The 23,131-nt window shown below is 39.2% G+C and carries 17 protein-coding genes; 15 read left to right on the forward strand and 2 right to left on the reverse strand.

All coding sequences use genetic code 11. From position 1 onward, the window contains the following. Nucleotides 1–123: 123 nt before the first annotated feature. Together AAEY68_RS13545 and AAEY68_RS13550 are read right to left on the reverse strand one after the other, a co-directional pair. On the reverse strand, nt 124–2,544 hold the full coding sequence (locus AAEY68_RS13545; protein WP_350586115.1) for a TonB-dependent receptor: 2,421 nt from the start codon (nt 2,542–2,544) through the stop codon (nt 124–126). Between the two features lie 218 nt (nt 2,545–2,762). Next, a complete protein-coding gene (locus AAEY68_RS13550) occupies nt 2,763–4,040 on the reverse strand; it encodes a Xaa-Pro dipeptidase (RefSeq protein WP_024593973.1) in 1,278 nt (425 codons plus the stop codon). A 154-nt stretch (nt 4,041–4,194) separates the two neighbouring features. Between AAEY68_RS13550 and AAEY68_RS13555 the strand changes: the two genes are divergently transcribed. The 15 genes from AAEY68_RS13555 (at nt 4,195) to AAEY68_RS13625 (ending at nt 23,120) form a co-directional block, all read left to right on the forward strand. Next, nucleotides 4,195–6,036, forward strand: coding sequence for a DUF885 domain-containing protein (locus tag AAEY68_RS13555; protein ID WP_350586117.1), 1,842 nt, complete (start codon nt 4,195–4,197; stop codon nt 6,034–6,036). Nucleotides 6,037–6,133: 97 nt separating this feature from the next. After that, on the forward strand, nt 6,134–6,646 hold the full coding sequence (locus AAEY68_RS13560; RefSeq protein WP_024591051.1) for a YcgN family cysteine cluster protein: 513 nt from the start codon (nt 6,134–6,136) through the stop codon (nt 6,644–6,646). After that, the gene (locus AAEY68_RS13565; RefSeq protein WP_007583259.1) at nt 6,646–7,158 is read left to right on the forward strand and encodes an RNA methyltransferase; all 513 of its coding nucleotides are present in this window, start codon (nt 6,646–6,648) and stop codon (nt 7,156–7,158) included. The genes AAEY68_RS13560 and AAEY68_RS13565 overlap by 1 nt, the downstream gene beginning before the upstream one ends. 78 nt (nt 7,159–7,236) lie before the next feature. Next, nucleotides 7,237–8,130 carry a substrate-binding periplasmic protein gene (locus tag AAEY68_RS13570; protein ID WP_024593975.1) on the forward strand — a complete coding sequence of 298 codons (894 nt, stop codon included), beginning with the start codon at nt 7,237–7,239 and terminating at the stop codon, nt 8,128–8,130. Nucleotides 8,131–8,215: 85 nt separating this feature from the next. Next, a complete protein-coding gene (locus tag AAEY68_RS13575) occupies nt 8,216–9,472 on the forward strand; it encodes a sugar MFS transporter (RefSeq protein ID WP_024593976.1) in 1,257 nt (418 codons plus the stop codon). A gap of 270 nt (nt 9,473–9,742) precedes the next feature. After that, nucleotides 9,743–11,632, forward strand: a complete 1,890-nt coding sequence (locus AAEY68_RS13580) for a methyl-accepting chemotaxis protein (RefSeq protein ID WP_024591048.1) — start codon at nt 9,743–9,745, stop codon at nt 11,630–11,632. Nucleotides 11,633–11,650: 18 nt separating this feature from the next. Then, nucleotides 11,651–12,733 (forward strand): GGDEF domain-containing protein, encoded by a 1,083-nt coding sequence (locus tag AAEY68_RS13585; RefSeq protein WP_024593977.1) that lies wholly within the window; start codon nt 11,651–11,653, stop codon nt 12,731–12,733. Nucleotides 12,734–12,746: 13 nt separating this feature from the next. Beyond that, nucleotides 12,747–13,361, forward strand: coding sequence for a DsbA family protein (locus AAEY68_RS13590; protein WP_024593978.1), 615 nt, complete (start codon nt 12,747–12,749; stop codon nt 13,359–13,361). Nucleotides 13,362–13,602: 241 nt separating this feature from the next. Then, complete coding sequence (locus AAEY68_RS13595; RefSeq protein ID WP_024593979.1) at nt 13,603–14,355, forward strand: DUF3450 domain-containing protein; 753 nt, start codon at nt 13,603–13,605, stop codon at nt 14,353–14,355. 10 nt (nt 14,356–14,365) lie between these two features. Continuing rightward, the gene (locus tag AAEY68_RS13600) at nt 14,366–15,733 is read left to right on the forward strand and encodes a MotA/TolQ/ExbB proton channel family protein (RefSeq protein WP_010552930.1); all 1,368 of its coding nucleotides are present in this window, start codon (nt 14,366–14,368) and stop codon (nt 15,731–15,733) included. Nucleotides 15,734–15,736: 3 nt separating this feature from the next. Further along, nucleotides 15,737–16,264 carry a MotA/TolQ/ExbB proton channel family protein gene (locus tag AAEY68_RS13605; RefSeq protein ID WP_024593980.1) on the forward strand — a complete coding sequence of 176 codons (528 nt, stop codon included), beginning with the start codon at nt 15,737–15,739 and terminating at the stop codon, nt 16,262–16,264. Between the two features lie 53 nt (nt 16,265–16,317). After that, nucleotides 16,318–16,731, forward strand: a complete 414-nt coding sequence (locus AAEY68_RS13610; RefSeq protein ID WP_004334764.1) for an ExbD/TolR family protein — start codon at nt 16,318–16,320, stop codon at nt 16,729–16,731. A 12-nt stretch (nt 16,732–16,743) separates the two neighbouring features. Beyond that, nucleotides 16,744–17,349 (forward strand): energy transducer TonB, encoded by a 606-nt coding sequence (locus AAEY68_RS13615; RefSeq protein WP_024593981.1) that lies wholly within the window; start codon nt 16,744–16,746, stop codon nt 17,347–17,349. Between the two features lie 69 nt (nt 17,350–17,418). Then, nucleotides 17,419–18,747: a tetratricopeptide repeat protein gene (locus AAEY68_RS13620; RefSeq protein ID WP_024593982.1), complete on the forward strand. Its 1,329-nt coding sequence runs from the start codon at nt 17,419–17,421 to the stop codon at nt 18,745–18,747. Nucleotides 18,748–19,031: 284 nt separating this feature from the next. Then, a complete protein-coding gene (locus AAEY68_RS13625; protein WP_024593983.1) occupies nt 19,032–23,120 on the forward strand; it encodes a beta-helix domain-containing protein in 4,089 nt (1,362 codons plus the stop codon). Nucleotides 23,121–23,131: the final 11 nt, after the last annotated feature.

Consider the following 23,131-nt stretch of genomic DNA (forward strand, 5'->3'; position numbering starts at 1 on the left):
AGACCGTATATATGACAGCAAACCTGTCCCTGCTATCGTTGAATGACACCTTGCAATACTGGAGGAGACCATATATGAGCTCTGCTTGAGATAGATTTATTATCCAGAGTTCAGGTTAACTAGTTAAAGAGTGTAACTAAAACTTAGTTTTGCATTACGCTCTTCCCCTGGCATACCACCTAAAAACATCGCTTTTGAGTAATACTTTTTGTTGAACAAGTTATTTAAGTTTAACTGCATATGCCATTTATCAGTTGTATACGATACCGCTGTATCGTAAATCGTGTAACTTGGTACGTAACCATCAGGAATCGAGAATGAACTTGAATTAGTACTTCTGTTATCTACAAATGTAATACCACCACTTATATTTACAGCTTCAGGTAAGTTAAACATATCCGCGTAGTAGGTTACCCATGTACTTGCTGTTACGTAAGGCACACCTTTTTGGCGTGTGTCGTAACTGCTGCTGTTAGGATTACTTTTGTCACGTGCATCTTGATAAATACCGTTTACGTTTACTTTCCATTTATCATTTAAGTAAGCGTTTAAATCAAGTTCAATACCTGTTGTTTCTTCTTTACCATCATAATAGCTTTCAGGTACATTTGAGCCTGATGTTAAAGCGTCATAAAGCGGATTTGCATATTCTAAATTAGTACGAGAGCTTTCGAATATAACAACAGAAGCCAGTAGTTGATCATCAAACGCTTTAAATCTAAAACCTAAATCGTTACTCATTGATTCAGAATCTTCTCTGTCTGCTTCATTACCCGCCACAGAGCCTAATACACTATACGCTGTACGGCCTTTTGAATGATTTACAAATACAGATAAATCTTCAGATGGCTGGTATGTTGCACCTAGGTTATACGTTAAGCCAGAATCTGATGTACTCGCTTCAGGTGTTGGCTCTGCGCGGCTTGAGCTATAGCGCTCATCTACACCAAAGTGCTCGTAAGTTTGCTCAATTCGGTTATATGCTACACCAATACGCGTTGTAAGCTCTTCAGTAAGATAACCAACATGTTGAATGCCTAAGCCCCATGCTTGTACTTTTTTATTGTAGTCGCTGGTTTTAAGTGGATCGAAGTCATCAAAGCTGCCAGATGGCCAATTTGGTTCTCTTATATCGTAAATATACGGCAATGAACCTTGGTACGTTACATCACCATCATTGTTTGTGAGTACGTAATCTTGATCCCATATTGAGAATTGTTTAAAACGAATATCTCTATCTTCGTAGTTTGCGTTAATAAGTAATTCGTTATCTACGTCGCCTAACATAAAGTCATAACGTAAATCTAAAAAGTACTGCCACGATTTTTCATCTGCTTCTACCTGGCGGTATTCTTGACGGCGTGCTGCATACGGGTAAAGTACACCGTCTTCAACTAATGGAGCACGAGGGTCGTTATTTATAATTCCATCACGAGTAGAGTAAACGTAGTTATAAGCACCTGTTTGGCGTGCAAAACTTGATGTGTAGTTACGGTACTGTAGTTGCTGGTTTAAAAACAAATCGTCAGTAATGTAATAGTTATGCGTTAATTTAAAACGCAGCTCTTCACCTTCGTTAGCATCAGCCATTGGTGAAATAATACCATTTGTGCCAAAGCTATAAGGTGTTAAGCCATCAGATGCAGATAGCGAATTAGCAAGTTGGTCGCGTTGCGCATCACTTAACTGTACGCCGCTTCCTGTCGGATCGTTTACTAAATCGGCACCGGTTACTTCACCCGCGCTTAAACCGTTTGCAGTTTCTGCGTTGTAAATACGAATAGGGTGACCAATAGAATCAACAGCTATTTCATCTTTTATATAGGCTGCAGAAAGCATGATGTTTTGTCTGTCGTTTAGTACGTATTTAAGCGAGGTATAAATTTCGTCGCGATCTTCTTTTAAATCGCGAAAGCCGTCACTTGACGCTGTTTTAGCCATTACACGATAGGCCAAGTCATCTGTTATAGCGTTAGTGCTATCAAACGATAATGAATAGCTATCCCACTGGCCAAGCTCAGCCGATACTTTGTGTTTTTCTTCAAATTCTGGCTTTTTCTCAATTAGGTTAATTACGCCACCCGCACTACCAATGCCATATAAACCTGTTGCTGGGCCTTTTAAAACCTCAACAGATTCAACATTTGTAAGTGAACGAGTTGGATTAAATGTATTACCCAGGCCTGCACCACCATACATACCATCGTAGGTGTAGTTTGCATCTAAACCACGAATTACTAAGTTATCACCAATACCGTAGTTATTACCTGCTTGTGTTAAACCACTTACGTTTCTAACTAAATCTTGTAGGCTATCTACACCTTGAGATTCAATAAGTTCACGGTCAATAATCACAACCGGTGCAGGTGTTTCCATTAAAGACATGTCTGATTTAGTAGCAAGACCTGAGCTCATCACCACGCGGTTTTGTTTTTCGTATACGCTGATGCGTTCAATATCAGCATCAACTTGTGTATTTTGGGCAAATGCCATATTTGCATTTAAACAAGCAAGAGTAATAAGAGAGTACTTAAACGTTTTCATAGAGTGATAACTATTCGCGTTATTGAATTTGCGCGAATGATAATGGTTATTGTTTTTAAAGTGAATAGAAAGTTCATTTTATTTGATTAAATAAAACTGTTCGGGTAATTAATAAACAAAGTTAAGCCTATAAAAGGTACGTTGTACCTTTTATAGGATGTTTGAGATGGGTGAGGGGTTTATTAAGGCTAAGTAAGCTCTGCCTTAATTGTGTGTATTTACAATTGGTTTTTATAAACAACACCTGCTTTCATTACAAAGGGTACTGACTCTAAGGTTTTAATGTTTTTAAGAGGATTTGCTTTTACAGCAATTATATCAGCTGCAAATCCGGTTTTAATTTGTCCTAACTGAGTATCCATTTTTAATAACTTAGCGCTATTAATAGTGGATGCTTGAATGGCTTGTAGTTCTGTCATGCCAAATTCAACCATGCGGCTAAACTGTTTTGCATTATCTCCGTGCGGGTAAATTGCTGCATCCGTTCCAAAGACCATTTTCACACCCGCTTTTACAGCACGGCTAAAGCTATCACGTTGCCTTTTTGATACTTGGCGTTCTTTATTTAGATTTTCTTCGTCTACGCCATTTTGCTCGCCATAAGTTAGCGTGTATTCGGTGTTATAAATATCCATAGAAAGCCAAGTTCCATGCTCTTTGGCAAGGGCTATGGCTTCGTCATCTAAAAAGCTGGCGTGCTCTACGCTATCAACACCTGCTTTAATGGCTGTTTTAATCCCGCTTGTACCGTGTGCATGAGCTGCAACAGGTAAATCTCGCATATGGGCTTCATCAACAATGGCTTTCATTTCTTCAAAAGAATACTGCTGTGCACCTACTTTAGTCCCTTTTGAAAATACTCCACCTGTGGCGCAAAACTTAATAGCGTTTGCCCCGTATTTAATGTTTTCGCGTACTTTTATACGCGCAGCCCATGGACCGTCTGCCACACCACTTGAAGTATATTTAAGCTCAGGAGGTAATCGGTTGTTATCACAGTGCCCGCCGGTAATTCCGAGTGATGGCCCCGCAGCCCAAATACGAGGGCCAACTATGTCACCCGCATTTATGCCGTCACGCACCGCTATAACGCTGTAACCTTCTGCGCCAACATTACGAACTGTTGTAAATCCGGCTTCTAAGGTTTTTTTAGCAAAATAAGCCGCTTTAATTGCCATTCTAGGAACTGACTGGCCTAAACGTTCACTGCGTGGAACCGTTGGATCACTGGTTAAATGCACATGCATATCCATCAAACCTGGCATAAGGGTTAAATCAGGTAGTTGAATATATTTATCATCTTTAGTCAGCGTTGGTTTTTTATTTTGTTCAATGTTTGTAATTACGCCATCATTAATAGTAATTAAGGGGGATTTAATGAGCTTGCCATCTTCCACATTAACCATGGCTTTAGCCGATAGGTATGTAACGGCATGGGCATTAAAAGTAGTTAAACACAGTAAGGCAATAGAGGTGCTGAGTAGTTGTTTTTTCATTTTATTTTTCTTTTAAATCATATTTGAATTAATAGAAATGTAACAAGCTCAGATAAAAGTGCAAATTTAATACGGTGAACGCAATCTATCGTAATTACTTTATTAAGTAAGGCTTAATGCGCATAATCAAAAAACGATATTAAAAAGGATTATCATGAAATCAATTAAATTAGCATTAGTTGCCAGTGGCGTTATGTTTGCTTTAAGTGGCTGTATGAATACTGAGCTTAGTACACACACTAACACCAGTGCGCAGCTAAACACAGTTAACGCATCGGCAGGTATTGTTTCAGAGCTTTCGGCAGAGCAACAGCTCGATGTACTTGTTGCACAGTATTACGATGAATCGCTTACATATAGCCCTATAAGCGCAACGTACAATGGTCGTAACGAGTTTAACGATCAATTCACGCCTGTAATTTTAAAAGAAAATAGAGCTAAAAAAGCGGCTTTTTATAAAAAATATCAACAGCGTTTAAATTTTATCGATAAAGCACAGTTAACAGGGCAGTCGCTTTTAAGTTTTGAAATATTAGAGCGCGACCTTGCACTAAAATTAGAGGGCATGCAGTTTCCTGATTATTTACTACCAATTAACCAAATGGCGGGTGCGCATAACACCTTTGCAGGTTTTGGTTCAGGTCAAAGTGCTCAGCCGTTTAATACAGTTGAAGATTACACTGCTTTTATGTCGCGCAGTGAAGGTTTTGTTAAGTGGCTTACTAGTGTAGAGCGCTCAATGGCACAAGGTATTAAACTAGGTATTACCTTGCCAAAGCCTCTGGCTGAAAAACTGCAACCACAATTTGCGGCTCATGTAGTTAAAAATGCTGAAGACTCACTATTTTGGGGACCAATTAAAAAATTACCAGAATCGTTTAGCGCACAGCAAAAGCAAAAAATTACAGCGCAGTATCGCGAACTGATTATGCAGCACCTAGTACCAGCTTATAAAAGCATGAGTGACTTTTTAGCTAATCAGTATATTCCTAATAGCCGAGAAAGCGTTGGTTATAGTGACTTACCAAACGGTAAAGCGTGGTACGAATACCAAATTAAGAAAAACACGACGCTTAGCTTATCTGCAGACGAAATTCATGAGATTGGTTTAAGTGAAGTGTCGCGCATTTTAAGCGAAATGAAAAAAGTAAAAGAAACCGTAGGTTTTAAAGGCGAATTGTCTGAATTTTTTGACCACTTACGTAATTCAGACGAGTTTTACTACAATACGCCACAGGAGCTAATTGCGGCATATGAAAACGTTAAGAAAAAAATAGATGCGCGTTTGCCTCTGCTTTTTAACATCGCACCAAAAGCACCTTACGTTGTAAAAGCGGTTGAAGCTTACAGAGCGCAGTCGGCTGCAGGTGCGTCGTATGCATCTCCTGCACCTGATGGCTCTCGCCCAGGCATTTTTTATATCAATACGTATAACTTAAAAGCACAGCCGAAATTTTTACTCGAAACCTTATCGATTCATGAAGCAGCGCCAGGTCATCACTTTCAAATAGCCCTGCAACAAGAAATAGACGGCTTACCTGACTTTCGCAAATTTGGTGGTTACACCGTATTTGCAGAAGGTTGGGCACTTTACGCAGAAAGTTTAGGCAAAGAGCTAGACTTATTTACCGACCCATACATGTGGTACGGGCGTTTATCAGATGAGCAATTACGTGCAATGCGTTTAGTGCTTGATACTGGTTTTCATGCAAAAGGGTGGACGCGTCAGCAGGGTATTGATTACATGCTTGCCAACTCATCTATGGCCAAGAGCGATGTAATTGCAGAGGTTGAGCGATATATTGCATGGCCAGGACAAGCGCTTTCTTACAAGTTAGGGCAGTTTAAAATTCAAGAGTTACGTGATTATTCTAAAAAAGAACTCGGCGATAAATTTGATATTAAAGCGTTTCACACGCAAATATTAATTGATGGCGCATTGCCAATGCCAATCCTTGAGGAAAAAATTAAGCGTTGGGTTAAATCTCAAAGCTAATTTTTAGCGCAAAGCCAGTACTTTGAAAGGGTATTGGCTTTGCGCCATTTGCAGCAATACGGTAGAATGCGCGCTCTTTAGGGGGCACGAGTAAACTATGTTTGATCAACAATTAGCAAATACACAATTTTGGCTTAAAAAAAGCTTAAGCGACATGAGTCAAAACGAATGGGAAGCCATTTGTGATGGATGCGGAAAATGTTGTTTAAATACGTTTATTGATAGCGAAGATGAAGACGAATTTACCGCCACCGATCAGTTACGTGAAGGTGAGCAATTAATATTTACTAATATTGTATGTCAGTATCTTGATAACAACACCTGTGGTTGTAGCGAATACGAAAACCGCCAAACGCTTGTTCCTTCTTGTGTAAAACTCACAAAAGAAAACCTTAAAGACATCTTTTTTATGCCACAAAGCTGCAGTTACCGTCGTTTACATGAAGGCCGGGGTTTGGCTTCTTGGCACCCATTATTAAATAGTGGCGATAAAACAAAGATGCATGAGCTAGGTATTTCTGTAAAAGACAAAACAGTAAAAGATTGCGATGTAAAGCTAGACGACTTTGATTTGTACATTGCAGAGTGGCCAACAAAGGACGCTGAGTAATGAGCAAACAACAAGCGGTAATTGGTTTAATCAATCCTAAAAGCCCGACTAATGTTGGCGGTGTATTGCGTGCAGCAGGTTGTTACGACGCCAAACAAGTGTTTTTTACAGGTAATCGTTACTTAAACGCTAAAAAGTTTCATACCGATACTAAGAACGCACTTGAGCGTATCCCTTTAACTGAAACCAATAGTTTGGAAGCGGTAAAACCAGAGGGCGCAACCGTTGTTGTTATTGAGCTTATTGAAGGTGCAACACCTTTACCTGAGTTTAAGCATCCTGAAAATGCGTTCTATGTTTTTGGCCCTGAAGATGGCTCTGTGCCAAAAGACGTTTTAAAGTGGTGTGATGAAGTGGTATATATTCCAACTATTGGCTGCATGAACTTAGCGGCTACCTGTAATGTTGTTTTGTATGATCGCTTAGCTAAATTAGGCGGCGTTGAGAGTAGTGACGATACTATTATTAGCTCACGTGATACAAACAATAAAATGAGGTGGCAAAAAAGCTGATTAGTTAAGGTTTATTTGTGCAAAAATGTTAGTTTTGGCTAAACTTAAAAACATTATAAATCATAAATAGATACTAAAATGCGCTGGTTTTATTTTATATTATTACTGACAAGTAGTAATTGTTTTGCTGAAACATCAGTTGAGTATTATCAAAATGGTACTCAACATGTTTTAACTGGACATTACCACAAATCAGGAGTGCTCTATGAAGCGAAAAACCCCAAACAAACACTCCATTTAGCCACACTCGATTGGCCTCCTTATATTGGTAATAATTTATGTAATAAAGGCTGGGTTTATCAATTTTCAATTGCTCTATTAAATAGTAAGGGCTACAACGTATATATTGAATTTTTGCCTTGGGCAAGAGCTGTACGAAATGTAGAACTAGGCAAAGCTGATATATTAATGCCTGAATACTTTATAGAAGATACAGCCCCCTCCGATTATGTTAATGGTAAAACACGTCGAGAATTGCTCGGTTTATCTAATTCGTTTAAAGGTGGCGAAATTGCATTTTTAAAAAGGAAAGGCGATACAGACCGTTTCACTGGAAACTTAAAATCGCTTAAAGGGCAAAAGATTGGTGTTGTTCGTGGGTATCAAAATACGCCTGAGTTTGATGCTATGATGGACAATGCTGAGTTTGAAGTTATTACCTCTGTTGATGATTTACAGCTTGTTCAGCTTCTGGTTGCTAAACGTGTTGATTTGATTATAGGCGACCCTCAAGTTCTTAAATTCTCTGTAACTTATTCTTCTTTAACTAAACCTGAAAAACAATCTTTGCTTTCTTCTATTGAGCAAGAAAGCATTCCTCTGCAATACAACCCTTTATATTTTGCTATTAGTAAGCTTACACCTAAATGGCTTTTAGTCTTAGAGGACATAAATGAAGGGCTTTATCAGTTTCATAATAGTGGCGAGATAGAGCGTATTATCAATACGACAAATACTCAATGCAAGCCATAAAATTGGAACGTTCCTTTGTTGCGCTGACTAATTTATATATAAACATGTAGAATCGTTTTCAACTTGTTAATGGAGTGAAAACGACGTGAGTGAAATAAATACAAATCAATCATTCGCGGTCAACAAACAGCCAAATAAAAATTATCTGTTTCCACTGACTGCAATGACGACCCTATTTTTTTTATGGGGTTTTATTACTGTTTTAAACGATGTACTAATACCACGATTAAAAGGCGTATTTGATTTAAGCTTTTTTGAAGCGATGCTAGTACAGTTTTGCTTTTTTGGTGCTTATTTTATTGTTTCTATCCCTGCGGGGATTTTAGTTAAGCAGTTTGGTTATAAAAAAGGGATTTTAACTGGTTTAATTGTGGCTTCAATTGGCTGTATGTTGTTTTACCCTGCTGTTGTAGTACATGAGTACTGGCTATTTTTGAGCGCTTTATTTGTACTTGCCGCTGGTGTAACGGTGCTTCAGGTTTCTGCCAATCCTTATGTTGCTGCTCTTGGGAGCGAAAAAACAGCTTCTTCTCGTTTAAATTTGGCACAAGCACTTAATGCGCTTGGTACTACTGTTGGGCCTTATGTAGGTGGTTTATTATTTTTTGGTACAGCAGGTAGTCTTGCTGCTTCTGCAGCAACTGCTGAGTCTGTAAAAGTGCCTTACTTAATGCTTGCTGGTGCCTTATTACTTATCGCTATTATATTTGCCTTTATAAAGCTTCCAGAAATTGAAGCCCATAAAGAGGAAAATAATGCTGCAGTAGAATCTCGTTCATTAACTCAAGCACCGCACTTAACTATGGGTGTACTTGCTATATTTTGTTATGTAGGTGGGGAGGTTGCCATTGGCAGCTTTTTAGTTAACTACTTTGGTGAGGCGCACATAGCAGGACTTGAAGAGCATACTGCGGCTGCACTTATTAGTTATTACTGGGGCGGGGCAATGGTAGGGCGTTTTATTGGCTCTGTATTATTACAAAAAATAGCGCCTTCTAAGGCGATTGCATTTAATGCATTTAGTATTATTGCGCTATTGTTGGTCACCATTTTTACTCAAGGTGACGTCGCTTTATATTCAGTATTGGCAATTGGTTTATTTAACTCAATTATGTTCCCGACTATATTTTCAGTTGCAATCGAGCGACTAGGATCATTGACCAGTAAGGGTTCTGGTTGGTTGTGCTTAGCTATTGTAGGTGGTGCACTTGTACCATTACTGCAAGGGTTTATAGCTGACACAGTAAATATACAGCAAAGTTTTTTTGTTCCAATGCTATGTTATGTATTTATTGCATGGTACGGATTAAATGTTGTTCGCTTAGCAAATAAGTGGAAATAACAGACTATACAAGAGTGACTGAATACGTATTCAGTCACTTATAAAGCTACATTTAATAGGAACGTTCCATAAGTAATTAATACGAGTCACAATTTATTTCAATATTAGTCAGTTACCCCCTACAGCCTTTTGTTTTTTAATCCTTTATCCTTATTTTTATCTAATAACCTAGTCACAAGCCTTATTTATTAGGACATTTAGCTAAATTTTTGCTAAAACTGTATGGATAATAAAGATAAATAATAAAAATAAATAATAAAAAGGATGTATATGCTTAACTCGTTGAAATTTACTTCCAAAGTGACTATTGCAGCCTCTTTAATTTTGGTTTTGGTGCTAGGGTTATTTACTTTTAATAACTACATTGCGATGCGCAAGCAAACCGAGCAGCAGTTAAGCCTAGTATTACAACAAAATTCCGAATCTGTTTCACAAAATATAGCGAGTTGGTTAAATGCAAAGTTGGCGATTGTTATATCAATTGCTAAAACCCATAAAGCTAATGATTCTAAAGCACTCACCCTTTCACAATTAAATACTGCAGAGCTTGCCGGAAGCTTTAAAAATACGTATATAGGTAAATCCAGCGGCACGTTTATATTAAACGATCAATCAGTTGTTTTACCTGCTGATTTTGATGCGACCTCTCGCCCTTGGTATAAATTAGTCGAAAACAAATCAAATACCGCTTTTACAACTCCCTATATTGATGTAACAACTAACGAGCTTACAATTTCAGCGGTAGTACCCATGCTACAAAATGGCCAGTTTAGCGGCGTTGCAGGTGCCGATATTGATATGCAAACAGTGACTAAAATTATTAACGATATTGATTTTTTAGGTCTTGGTTATGGTTTTTTACTCGATAACAAAGGTCAAGTGTTAAGCCATCCTAATGCTAAGTTAAACTTAAAAAATACATCAGACATTTTTGGTACTAATACGCCCTTGCAAAGTGAGTTTACCCAATACGAGATAAACGGAGAGTCTAAGCTTATCTCGTTTACAAAAATTAGTGGTATTGAAAACGTAGATTGGTACCTAGGTGTTGTCATAGATAAAGATAAAGCGTATGTCAGCGTTTCTAACTTTGGCCAAACTGCGGCTGTATTTATGGTGATAGGGATTATTACTATCATTATTATGATGCAGCTTTTATTACGCTATTTAATGCAGCCTATGAACCGCTTAAACGATGCCATTAAAGATATAGCACAAGGCGAAGGCGATTTAACAAGGCGCTTAACCGTTGAAAATGATGATGAGTTTGGCGACTTAAGCCATTCATTTAATATTTTCATCGAAAAAATTCAGCATTCAATAGAGCAAGTAAAAGAGTCCACAGAGCAATTAGATACAGCAATTGAGAGCTTGGTATCACAAACACATTCATCGCTGTCTATGTATGATGATCAAAGTAAACGAACCGATAGTGTTGCAGCGGCTATTAACCAGTTTTCAGCTACATCAATGGATATTTCAAATAATGCAGAGAGTGCATCGCAGCTTGCTAAAAATGCAGATGAGCACTCAACACAAAACCAAGAAGCATTAAGTCACAGTGTTACAACCATCCACCAGCTTTCAGCTAATATGGAGAAAGCTCAGCAAACTATAAACAGTTTAAATACGCACACAGCCAGTATTGGGCAAGTGCTTGAAGTTATTAAAGGTGTAAGCGAGCAAACTAATCTATTGGCACTAAATGCAGCAATAGAAGCCGCTAGAGCAGGAGAGGCAGGACGCGGTTTTGCCGTTGTAGCAGATGAAGTACGCCAATTAGCACACCGCACTCAACAATCAACGCAAGAAATTGAAGACACGGTGAGCCAGTTACAAAAAGGCTCAAACCTTGCTGTAGAGCTTATGAAAACAAGCCTTCAAGACAGTGAAAAAAGCGTACAACAAGCAGATGCCGTCGGCAATTTAATGAGTCATGTTATACAAGCTATTAAGCAAATTAACGATGCAAATCATTCTGTGGCCAGTGCAACCGATGAGCAAAACCAAGTTGTTAAGTTATTAGATACTGATATTCAAACAATTAGTGCGCTTTCTATACAAGGCAAGGCTAACTTAAATGACACACTTAACGAATGTACCAAACTAAAACAGCAGTTTAGTGCCTTAGAAAATATGGTTCAAAAGTTTAAAGTATAAAATTAATGACTAAAAAAAATGACTAAAAAAAATGTGAATAAACCAAATTGGCTCAGTCTAATAAATATCGACAGTGTTTATAGCTCAGACAAACAGCGCAAAGCGTTTTCTTTATTTACCATGATTGGGATATCAATTGTGGTGATTGCTGTATTAGTGTTTTTGAATTATAAGGTTTACTCACCGATACTCACCGCTTCATTAATTATTGTTAACATTACAAATATAAGCTGTTCTATCTACTTTATAAGAACGGGTAATCTGCAAGTTGTGGCATTAATAAGTATGAGCATTGTGTGCATGATGTTTGTTGCACTTGTTTATACCGGTGGTAAAGATAACACCGCGCTATATTGGCTTATGTTTTATCCTGTAGTGACGTTTGCATCTTTAGGGGTCAGATTGGGTGCTTGGTTAGGTTTTACTTTACTGTTTTCTTGTATTGTTATTTTATACGGCCCTGATTTTGGTCAAGTTAGCTATGGCGACGTAGAAAAAACACGGTTTATAGCGTCCTTTTCTATGGTGTTTTTATTCTCATTTATTGGTGAGTATTTTAGGCATAAAAGCCACATGGCTATTGCCGATATTACGCTAGAGCAGAAACAAGATGCTTATACCGACCCCCTTACTGGTATAGCAAACAGACGTTTTATTACCTCTCATTTTTTAAAGCTTGCCCAAACACGCCCAGAGCAGTACTTACCTTTTTCAATTTTGTTAATTGATTTAGATAACTTCAAATCTTTAAACGATACGCATGGTCACGATTTTGGTGATACGGTATTGATTGAATTTACCAAGCTCCTTGAATCTCAGTTTTTGGCAACTGCGTTAAAGGCCCGTTATGGTGGTGAGGAGTTTGTTGTTATTTTACCGCAGGTTACTGTTGCTACAGCCAATGTAATAGCAAACAAATTTCGAGAGGCTGTTGCAGGGCACGTTATATTTACTGATGACAAGCAGCGTATTTCAATAACCTGTAGTATTGGTATTTCCCAAGTAAATAAAGTAACTGATTATGATGATTCGTTAAAACAAGCTGATGAAGCTCTTTATAGTGCAAAGGCTGCTGGTCGTAATAGTGTCGTCTCGAACTAGTTGAAGGATTAATATGTCTCAAAGTAAATTAATATATGTTCATGACCCAATGTGTAGCTGGTGTTGGGGTTACTCACCAACCTGGCTTAAGCTAAAATCAGAGCTTGCTGGTAAAGTAGCAATTGAATATAAAGTAGGTGGATTAGCACCTGATAGCCAAGACCCAATGCCACAAAATATGAAAGAGATGCTTGAGGGTACTTGGCATAAAATTTCAGCGCAGTTAGGTACGCAATTTAATTATAACTTTTGGCGTAATTGCCAGCCAAGGCGTTCAACGTATCCCGCATGTAGAGCCGCACTTATAGCGCGTAAAGCGGATAAAGAAGCTCAAATGGTGGCTGCAATTCAACATGCTTATTACCTAAATGCGCAAAACCCGTCAGATGAAAGTACATTAATTAGTTTGGCTGAAAAAATTGGCTTAGATAAAAATGAGTTTACTGCGCAGCTAACGTCAAGCGAGCTTAATGATGAATTTAAAGCTGAGTTATCCTTTGTTCGTACACTACCAATCCAAGGTTTTCCCTCACTAGTGCTTATTAAAGGTAATAAAGCATACCCAATTGAAATAAATTACACTGATTGGCATTATTCCCTTAATCAAATTAATTCAATTTTAAAATAATCCAGCCTGTTTATAGGGCATTTGGCTAACAAATGCTCTTATCATCTTAAAAACCCCCTCGTAAGTCTTAATTATTACCATTGTCATAAAAGCGACTTTTTTGCGCAACATCCTTGTCATGTTTCATCTATAAACTCCTGCTCATTGAAATTATTAAGTCATAAATTATTTATATAACAAAGTTTATGACCTAAAAAAACAAACTAGCAAATCCGCTAACTAACGAGTAAAGGTGTATGCGATGAAAGGCGTTAAACCATTAATCTTAGCTGGTATTGTGGCCGCAAGTGCAGCAGTACACGCAAACGATTTAGATAAGGTTATTGATAAAAGCAGTGAAATTAATAAATCAGCTGCGCAATCACAAACAAAAATAGACAAGATTGCAGATTCAATGCAAGGACGTTTACAGCAATTTAAAACCCTCAATAAAGAAATTGATGGTTTAGCTGTTTACAACGCTCAGCTAACTAAACAGTTAAATAATCAAGTAGAAGAGATGGAATCTTTAAACCTGTCTATGGATCAGGTTTCTATTATTGAACGTCAAATTACGCCGCTAATGCTTAGAATGATTGAAGGCCTTGAGCAGTTTGTATCTTTAGATATTCCATTTTTAGCTGATGAGCGCACTAAGCGCGTTACATCTTTAAATGAAATGATGAATCGTGCTGATATCAATTCAAGTGAAAAATTTCGCCGTGTACTTGAAGCCTATCAAGTAGAAGTAGACTACGGGCGCACTATTGAAGCCTATACCGCACTTTTAAACGTGGATGACAAAGAGCGTGAAGTCGATTTTTTACGCATTGGCCGTTTAGAGCTTATTTACTTAACACGCGATGGTAAAAAAGCAGGTAGTTGGAATGCAGAGACAAAATCATTTGAAGCATTACCAGACTCTACAATAAGCCAAATTAATAAAGGCTTACGTATTGCGCGTAAGCAACTTGCCCCAGATATGTTAACTCTGCCAGTACATGCAGCAGAATAAGAGGTTAAAAATGAAATTGTTTACTCAAATGACAAAAATAGCTCTTTTTGCTGCAAGCCTAAGCATTACTGGTGCAAGTATAGCGGCAGAGCCAATGAACTTAGATTCATTACTTAAAACGCTCGAAAATGGTCAATCAGCTCAAAGCGAGCAAAATAAGCAGCGCGAACAAGAGTTTACTGCTCGTCAAAACGAGCAAGTACAAACGCTTAAAAATACCCAAGCAAAGCGTAATCAAATGCTGGTGGAATCTGAGCGCTTAGAAACGCAGTTTGAAGAAAATGAAGTAAAACTTGCTAACTTAACAGACACGCTTTCTAAACGAATGGGTTCCCTTAAAGAATTGTTTGGCGTGTTACAGCAAGTAGCAGGTGATTCTAGTAATAAGTTTGCGACATCAATTATATCTTCCCAGATTGCTGGGCGTAGTACGTTTATGGATGACCTTGCTCAAAAAATGGGTTCAACTTCAAAACTTGCTTCAATAGAAGATATTGAGAAAGTATGGTTTGAACTACAGCGCGAAATGACCGAGCAAGGCAAAGTAAGTCGTTTTAACGCAAGTGTCATTGTTGAAGGCGGTACTAAAGCACAGCAAGAAGTTGTGCGAGTGGGCGCATTTAACCTTATATCAAACGGTAAATATTTAGAGTTTAATTCCTCGACTAATTCTTTGAGTGAATTAACACGCCAACCTGTATCGCGCTTTACTGCAACAGCAGAAGAGCTACAAAGCACTAAAAGTGGTGTAGTGCAATTTGCACTTGACCCAACAGGTGGATCTATTCTTGGTTTATTAGTACAAGCACCTGATACACAAGAACGTGTTCATCAAGGTGGCACAGTGGGTTATGTGATTTTAGGCGTGGGTGTTATTGCACTCCTTATATCACTAGAGCGTTTTTTCTCATTATTGATTATGGGCGGTAAAATTCGTCGTCAACTTAAAGATTCAGTTGCACGTGATGACAATCCGCTTGGACGCGTAATGAAAGTAAAAGATCAATTTCCAAGTGTTTCACACGACACACTGGAGCTTAAATTAAGTGAAGCTATTTTACGTGAAATGCCAAAAGTGACGCGTAATTTAACACTTATCAAAATCATCTCTGTTGTTGCACCGCTGTTAGGTTTATTAGGTACGGTAACAGGCATGATCAATACATTCCAAGCAATCACCTTATTTGGTACTGGGGATCCTAAGCTTATGGCGGGTGGTATTTCTCAAGCGCTAGTAACAACGGTATTGGGCTTAGTGGTCGCCATACCAACGGTATTTTTATACACCTTACTTAATACGCGCGCTAAAAATATTTTGTTAACTATTCAAGAGCAGAGCGCCGGTATTATCGCAGAGCGTAGCGAGAAGGGAGCATAAACCATGGTGCTATTGATTGATTCAATCAATGCTATCCGTGATTTTCTCGACACTGGTGGCCAAGTACTCTTGGTCATCGGGGTGTTAATCTTCGCGATGTGGTTATTGATACTCGAGCGATTTATTTACTTTTTCAACGGTTTTCGAAGCTATAAACAGGGTGTGAAAACCGATTGGATTAACCGTGCAGAACGTAATAGCTGGAATGCAGAGCAAATACGCGAAGCGATGATATCGCGAGCAGGTATGCGCTTAAACACCAATCTTTCTTTGATTAATGTGATGGTTGCTTTGTGCCCACTACTTGGTTTGTTAGGCACTGTAACGGGCATGATAGAAGTGTTTGATGTAATGGCAATTACCGGCACAGGGAGTGCGCGTTCAATGGCATCAGGGGTATCTAAAGCAACTATCCCGACAATGGCAGGCATGGTAGGTGCGTTATCTGGGGTATTTGCCTCAACGTATTTACAACGAAAAGCTAAGCGCGAAGTAGAACTACTACAAGACAGCATGGTTTTAGACCATTAAGCAAAATTTTGATAAGCGGCTTATATAAAGTCGCTCATCCTAGGAGAATAAAAATGAGAGCCCCGTTAGGAAACCTATTTCAAGAAGATGAAGCTGAAGAAATAAACATGACCCCAATGCTAGACGTTGTATTTATCATGCTTATTTTCTTTATTGTAACTGCCTCTTTTGTTAAAGAAGCCGGTATTGATGTTAACCGCCCAGAAGCCGCAACAGCGGTTAAAAAAGAGCGTGCAAATATCCTCGTCGCGATTTCAGATACAGGTGAAATTTGGATTAATAAACGTCAAATTGATGTACGCGCAGTACAAGCCAATATCGAGCGTTTAAAAGCAGAAAATCCACAAGGTAGCGTTGTGATTCAAGCAGATAAAAAAGCCACTACCGAAATGTTAATAAAGGTGATGGATGCCTCGCGCGCGGCGGGCGCATTTGATGTATCAATTGCCGCACAAGATGCGTCTTAAGGGCTAGTTATGTTGCGATATTTAGTTGCATTAGTGATAGCCGGTGTAGTTACCTTTATGTTGTTTTTAGGCATGCAGGCACTGATCACTGGCGGTGAAGGCGCTATGTCGGATCCGGTAAAGGGTAACGTACTTGATTTTGTCAGGCTTAAAAAAGAAGAAACCGTACAAAAAAAAGAGCGTAAGCCACAAAAGCCACCAACACCAAAAGAGCCTCCACCACCAATGGAATCACCGCAAATGCAAAATAGTGATGCTACAGCTAATGCTAACAACTTTGACTTTGGTGCAAACGTTGATGCGGATGTAAATTTAGCAGGCGGGTTAGCACTTGAAACAAGTGATGGTGAATATTTACCGATTGTAAAAGTGGCACCTGTTTATCCGCGCCGTGCATTATCGCGAGGTATCGAAGGCTACGTTATTGTTGAATTTATAGTAACTAAACAAGGCACTGTACGCGACCCACAAGTAATAAAAGCAGAGCCTGAGTCTCTCTTTGATAGAGCTGCGATGGATGCAGCACTTAAATTTAAATATAAACCACGCGTAGTTAACGGTGAAGCCGTTGAAGTAGCGGGTGTTCAGAACAAAATATCTTTCCAAATAAGCGGTTAATTTAGTAATTAACCACGAGTATACGGACAGTAATGCGAGGCGATTATGAAACCATTGATTAAATCAGTTATGAAATTAAACCCTACAACTAAATTTTTAAAAGTCACATTATTTTGTACCGCTGCGATCAGTACAAGTATTGTTGCTCCAAGTGCTCTAAACATGTTACCTGGCGTTAATATAGCAAGTGCATATGCAGAGCAAGAGCAAAAAACTAAACGTGTGCCAGCGCTTCGCGAAAAGGTCTACAGCCAACTCGCACGTGCCCAAAAACTTGCAGACGATGGTGATGTTAAAGCAGGCCTTGAAGCGCTTGATAGCATTCAAGAGCGAGCTTCAAGCATGAACTCGTACGAAATTGCGATGATGCATAATTTTTATGGGTTTATTTATTACAACGAAAACGATTTACCAAGAGCGATAGCTTCGTTTGAAAAGGTCGTAGCAGAGGAGGCCATTCCCGAGTCGCTTCGTTTAAGTACTACCTTTAGTTTAGCGCAACTAGCTATGGCTAATAGTGATTACACTAAAGTTATCGCATTTTTAGATGACTGGGACACTATTAACACTCAGCCTAAAACAGAAGGCTATTACTTGCTAAGGGCTCAAACATACTATCAGTTAAAGGATTATAAAAAAGGCCTTGAGTACATATCTCAAGTAATTGCTTTAAGTGATAGCGAAGGCAAAATCCCTAAGGAAAACTGGTTAGTACTACAGCGTGCAATGTATTACTCACTTAATCAAACTGATAAAGTTGTTGAAGTACTTGAGCGCATGGTAAAGCTTTATAACAAGCCTGAGTATTGGGTACAGTTATCGGGTATGTATGGTGAAACAGGTCATGAAAAGCAGCAGTTGGCGGTAATTGAAGCGGCTTATCAGCAAGGATTTTTAACCTCTAAGTCTGATTTACGCCAATTAGCACAAGTGTATTTATATAACGGCTTAGCATTTAAAGCCGCAGACGTTATGAGCGATGCGATTGAAAAAGGGATTGCAGAGCAAAACGCTAAAAACTATGCCTTTGTAGCTGAGGCGATGATTCAAGCAAAAGAAGACGAAAAATCAATAAAATACTTTGTAAAAGCAGCCGATTTATCACCCAGTGGTAAGTATGATCAACGCTTAGCTGAAGTATATGTTAATACTGAGCAATATGAAGAAGCGGCCGACGCAGCGCGTAAAGCACTTAATAAAGGCTCACTTGATTTTGAATCAAATGCATTTGTAGCCTTGGGTATGGCTCAGTACAACTTACAAAATTTTGATGCATCTATTTTAGCGTTCGAACAAGCCGAAAAACATAAAAAATCACAGCGTTTAGCGCAGCAATGGATTAAATATGTAAAGCGCGAGAAAGTGCATGCAGAAACATTAAGAACGGCACTGCTTTAAGCTTTAGTAATAACGTTTAAATATAATTTCATAATCGCAAATCCAAACCACACTATTTTTAGTGTGGTTTTTTTATGTTTTTAATAAATTAACCACTTGAATTTTATGTAAATAACTTTGTCATCTTATGTTTATTAAAGTGTAACTGTAATGTCATATAGCTACCGTAAGGTAGGCGCTGCTGATAACTCAAGTGACCTTAAAGCATTACTTAATGTTTTAAGGTGACTTGAGTTTATTTAAAGCACTTAACAAAATAATTAAATACTTTAACGGAGTGAACAATGAAATTATCTGACTTATTTAAAGTTAGTTTGATTGCAACTGCAGTATCTTTAGCGGGTTGTGGTGGTGACTTAGTAGTATCTGAAGGCGACACAACAATAAATGAAGGCGACACAGTTACTAATGTTGTTGAAGGTGGCAGTGGTACAGTAGATGAAACATCATCGCGTGATGATTCTCAAAATGCAACTACGGGTTTCCCTGCTGATATCGACAATGCACTTGTTCAAGGCTTAGCAACGGATGTCTCAAGTGAATTTCCAGCAATAACAGATAAACCAGTGTATCGCTTAAGTGCTGATACAACATTGATTGCTGATGTTTCACTAACTAATGATGCACATTGGATTGTGAGTGGTCGTACTGCTGTGGGTAATGACCGCGCAGATAGTACAACGCTTTATATTCAGCAAGGTACAACGATTATTGGTGAGTCAGGGGATGACTTTTTAGTTGTGCGTCGTGGTTCACAAATTGAATCAGTCGGCACTGCAAGCCAGCCAATTACGATGACATCAATTCAAGATGTTACGGGTAGCGAGACAGCAATTGGCCAATGGGGTGGTTTGGTATTACTTGGTAATGCACCTGCAAACTCATGTGGAGACCAACAAGGTGAAGCAACAGCAGACGAACTTGCTAACTGTGGCGTGTCAGCTGAAGGTGATGCAGGTCAGTTTGGTGGCGATATCAGTGATGATAATTCAGGTACTCTAAAATATGTACTTGTTAAGCAAGCAGGTAAAACGCTTGGTAATGGTGATGAGTTAAATGGTATTACATTTGCCGGTGTTGGCTCTGCAACTACGGTTAATTATATCCAGGTTCATGAAAACCTTGATGACGGTATCGAGTTTTTTGGTGGTACGGTTAATGTAAGTAATGTAGTGCTGACTAACATTGGTGATGATTCACTTGATTGGTCTTTTGGTTGGACGGGTTCGGCTACTAATGTTTACATTCAACAAGCGGCTAACGTAGGCGATAACGCTATTGAAGCTGATAACTCTGAGTTTGATTCAAGCGCCACGCCATTAACACTGCCTACTATATCTAACGTAACAATCGTCGGTGCAGAAGGTAATAATGGTATTCGTCTACGCGCTGGTACTGCGGGCGCTCTTAAAAATGTATTTGTAACGGGTCCTGCTACTTACGAAAACTGTTTACGTGTAGGGTCTGATTCAGTTCCTCGCGCTGAAGATGGCACACTAACGATTGTAAACTCTATTGTGGCGTGTCAAACAACGGCAAATAATTTTGGTAGTGAAGTAATTAACGGTGGCGACGTACAATCTTGGTTTGAAGGACAAGATGGTAACCAAGTACTTACGCCTGCAGAGCTTATGCTTGCTGATGACGGTTACACGCCACTTGCTGGTTCACCGCTTATCGCAAATGGTCAAATTGGTGCTTTTGATGGTTCAACTAACTGGATGGAAGGTTGGACTGTCGGTATTAATGGCGGCTTCCCTACTGATATTGATAACGCGCTTGCACAAGGCTTAGCATTAGATGTTTCTAGTGAATTTCCAGCAATTACAGATAAACCAGTATACCGTTTAACTGAAGATACAACGTTCACAGCAGATGTAACGCTTACTAACGATGCACATTGGATTTTAAATGGTCGTACTGCAGTTGGTAATGACCGTGCAGATGCAACTATATTATATGTTCAAGCGGGTACAACGCTAATTGGTGAAACAGGTGATGACTTTTTAGTTGTACGTCGTGGTTCACAAATTAATGCCAATGGTAATGCAACTGCGCCAATCACTATGACATCTATTCAAGATGTAACAGGCGCTGAAACAACGATTGGTCAATGGGGCGGCTTGGTATTATTAGGTAATGCACCCGCTAACTCGTGTGGCGATCAAACCGGTGAAACGACAGCTGAAGAATTAGCTAACTGTGGTGTATCAGCTGAGGGTGACGCTGGTCAGTTTGGTGGTGATATTAGCGATGATAACTCAGGTGTTCTTCGTTATATTGTTGTTAAACATGCAGGTAAAACGCTGGGTAATGGCGATGAACTTAACGGTATCTCATTTGCAGGTGTTGGTTCACAAACGAAAGTTGAATACATTCAAATTCACCAAAACCTAGATGATGGTGTTGAGTTTTTTGGTGGCACAGTTAATGTTCGTAACATTGTACTAACTGATATTGGCGACGATGCATTCGATTGGTCATTTGGTTGGTCGGGTCGTGCACAAAATATCTATATTCAACAAAGTTCAGTTGAGGGTGATAACGCAATAGAAGCTGATAACTCAGAATTCGATTCAAATGCGACACCATTGACTAAACCGCTTATTTCTAACGTAACAATTGTTGGTGCTGATGGTACTAACGGTGTTCGTTTACGTGCAGGTACAGCGGGCGTTCTACGAAATGTTGTTATAACGGGCCCTGAAGGTTACTCAAACTGTTTACGTGTAGGCTCAGACTCTGCTGCTAATGCAGAATCGGGTGAGTTGTCTATCGAAAACTCAGCCGTTGCATGTAATGAAGATAATAACTTTGGTTCACAAGCAATTGGTAGTGGCAATGTGCAGTCTTGGTTTGAAGGTCAAACGGGTAACTTAACGCTTACGGCTTCAGCACTTAATTTAGCGACAGACGGCTTTACACCAAAATCGGGTTCACCTTTATTAGGTGCTGGTGGGGATTCATCTGAGCTTGACTCGTTCTTTACCAAAACAGATTACATCGGCGCATTCGATGGCGATAATAATTGGATGGATGGTTGGACAGTTGCTATTACACCAAGCTTTCCTGACGATATTGCTAATGCATTAGCACAAGGACTTGCAACAGATGTTTCTGCTAGCTTCCCTACAATTACAGACAAACCTGTATATCAATTAACCTCTGATGTTGTATTTACATCTGATGTAACACTGACTAACGATGCGCATTGGATTTTAAAAGGACGTACAGCCGTTGGTAATGACCGCGCTGACAACACAACACTTTATGTTCAGTTTGGTACAACGTTAATTGGTGAGTCGGGTGATGACTTCTTAGTTGTTCGCCGTGGTTCTAAAATTGAAGCGGTAGGCAGTGTAAATCAACCAATTACTATGACGTCAATCCAGGATATGACGGGCGGCGAAACTACGATTGGTCAATGGGGGGGTTTAGTATTATTGGGTAATGCACCTGCTAACTCATGTGGCGACCAACAAGGTGAAGCAACAGCAGAAGAACTTGCTAGTTGTGGTGTGTCTGCTGAAGGTGACGCAGGCCAGTTCGGTGGTAATGACCCTGAAGATAATTCAGGTACGCTAAAATATGTTGCAGTTAAGCAAGCGGGTAAAACGCTGGGTAATGGCGATGAACTTAACGGTATTACACTTGCGGGTGTTGGTCGTCAGACTGAACTAGATTACATTCACGTTCATGAAAATCTAGACGATGGTGTTGAATTTTTTGGTGGTACTGCAAATATTAGTCACCTTGTTTTAACAAGCATAGGCGATGATTCACTTGATTGGTCATTCGGTTGGACGGGTAAAGCGCAATATGTACTGATTAAACAATCAGACTCTGAGGGCGACAATGCAATTGAAGCTGATAACTCTGAGTTTGATTCAAGTGCAACACCACTAACAATGCCAACTATCTCTAATGTAACAATTATTGGTAATGTGGGTGTAAATGGTATCCGCTTACGTGCAGGTACTGCGGGTATGCTTAAAAACGTAGTTGTGACAGGCGGGGCAGATTATTCAAATTGTTTACGAGTAGGCTCTGATTCAGCGCCGCGAGCAGAGGATGGTACATTAACTGTTACTCACTCAGTTGTTGCATGTGAAACGGCAAATAACTTTGGTACGCAAGCTATTGGTACTGGTAATGTTGAGTCTTGGTTCTTAGGCCAAACAGGCAATTCAGTTCAAGTAGCCGCTGACCTTGGGCTTGCAGATAATGGCTATATGCCAACTGCTGAGTCGTTATTACTTGGTAATGGCTTTGATTCATCAAGCTTAGATAGTTACTTTGATTCTGTAGATTACATTGGTGCGATGGATGCACAAACAGACTGGACAGCAGGTTGGGTAAAAGTAGGCCTTTAACCCAAACCACA

The organism is Pseudoalteromonas sp. RB2-MNA-CIBAN-0110, from assembly GCF_040309305.1.
In the GTDB taxonomy this organism is placed as follows: domain Bacteria; phylum Pseudomonadota; class Gammaproteobacteria; order Enterobacterales; family Alteromonadaceae; genus Pseudoalteromonas; species Pseudoalteromonas arctica.

Bases quoted from the DNA above. Each gene is read 5' to 3' on its own strand.
- AAEY68_RS13600 (WP_010552930.1), top strand. From the start codon at position 14,366: ATGAAATTGTTTACTCAAATGACAAAAATAGCTCTTTTTGCTGCAAGC.
- AAEY68_RS13605 (WP_024593980.1), top strand. From the start codon at position 15,737: ATGGTGCTATTGATTGATTCAATCAATGCTATCCGTGATTTTCTCGAC.
- AAEY68_RS13555 (WP_350586117.1), top strand. From the start codon at position 4,195: ATGAAATCAATTAAATTAGCATTAGTTGCCAGTGGCGTTATGTTTGCT.
- AAEY68_RS13550 (WP_024593973.1), bottom strand. From the start codon at position 4,040: ATGAAAAAACAACTACTCAGCACCTCTATTGCCTTACTGTGTTTAACT.
- AAEY68_RS13585 (WP_024593977.1), top strand. From the start codon at position 11,651: ATGACTAAAAAAAATGTGAATAAACCAAATTGGCTCAGTCTAATAAAT.
- AAEY68_RS13620 (WP_024593982.1), top strand. From the start codon at position 17,419: ATGAAATTAAACCCTACAACTAAATTTTTAAAAGTCACATTATTTTGT.
- AAEY68_RS13560 (WP_024591051.1), top strand. From the start codon at position 6,134: ATGTTTGATCAACAATTAGCAAATACACAATTTTGGCTTAAAAAAAGC.
- AAEY68_RS13545 (WP_350586115.1), bottom strand. From the start codon at position 2,544: ATGAAAACGTTTAAGTACTCTCTTATTACTCTTGCTTGTTTAAATGCA.
- AAEY68_RS13610 (WP_004334764.1), top strand. From the start codon at position 16,318: ATGAGAGCCCCGTTAGGAAACCTATTTCAAGAAGATGAAGCTGAAGAA.
- AAEY68_RS13580 (WP_024591048.1), top strand. From the start codon at position 9,743: ATGCTTAACTCGTTGAAATTTACTTCCAAAGTGACTATTGCAGCCTCT.
- AAEY68_RS13570 (WP_024593975.1), top strand. From the start codon at position 7,237: ATGCGCTGGTTTTATTTTATATTATTACTGACAAGTAGTAATTGTTTT.
- AAEY68_RS13565 (WP_007583259.1), top strand. From the start codon at position 6,646: ATGAGCAAACAACAAGCGGTAATTGGTTTAATCAATCCTAAAAGCCCG.
- AAEY68_RS13590 (WP_024593978.1), top strand. From the start codon at position 12,747: ATGTCTCAAAGTAAATTAATATATGTTCATGACCCAATGTGTAGCTGG.
- AAEY68_RS13625 (WP_024593983.1), top strand. From the start codon at position 19,032: ATGAAATTATCTGACTTATTTAAAGTTAGTTTGATTGCAACTGCAGTA.
- AAEY68_RS13595 (WP_024593979.1), top strand. From the start codon at position 13,603: ATGAAAGGCGTTAAACCATTAATCTTAGCTGGTATTGTGGCCGCAAGT.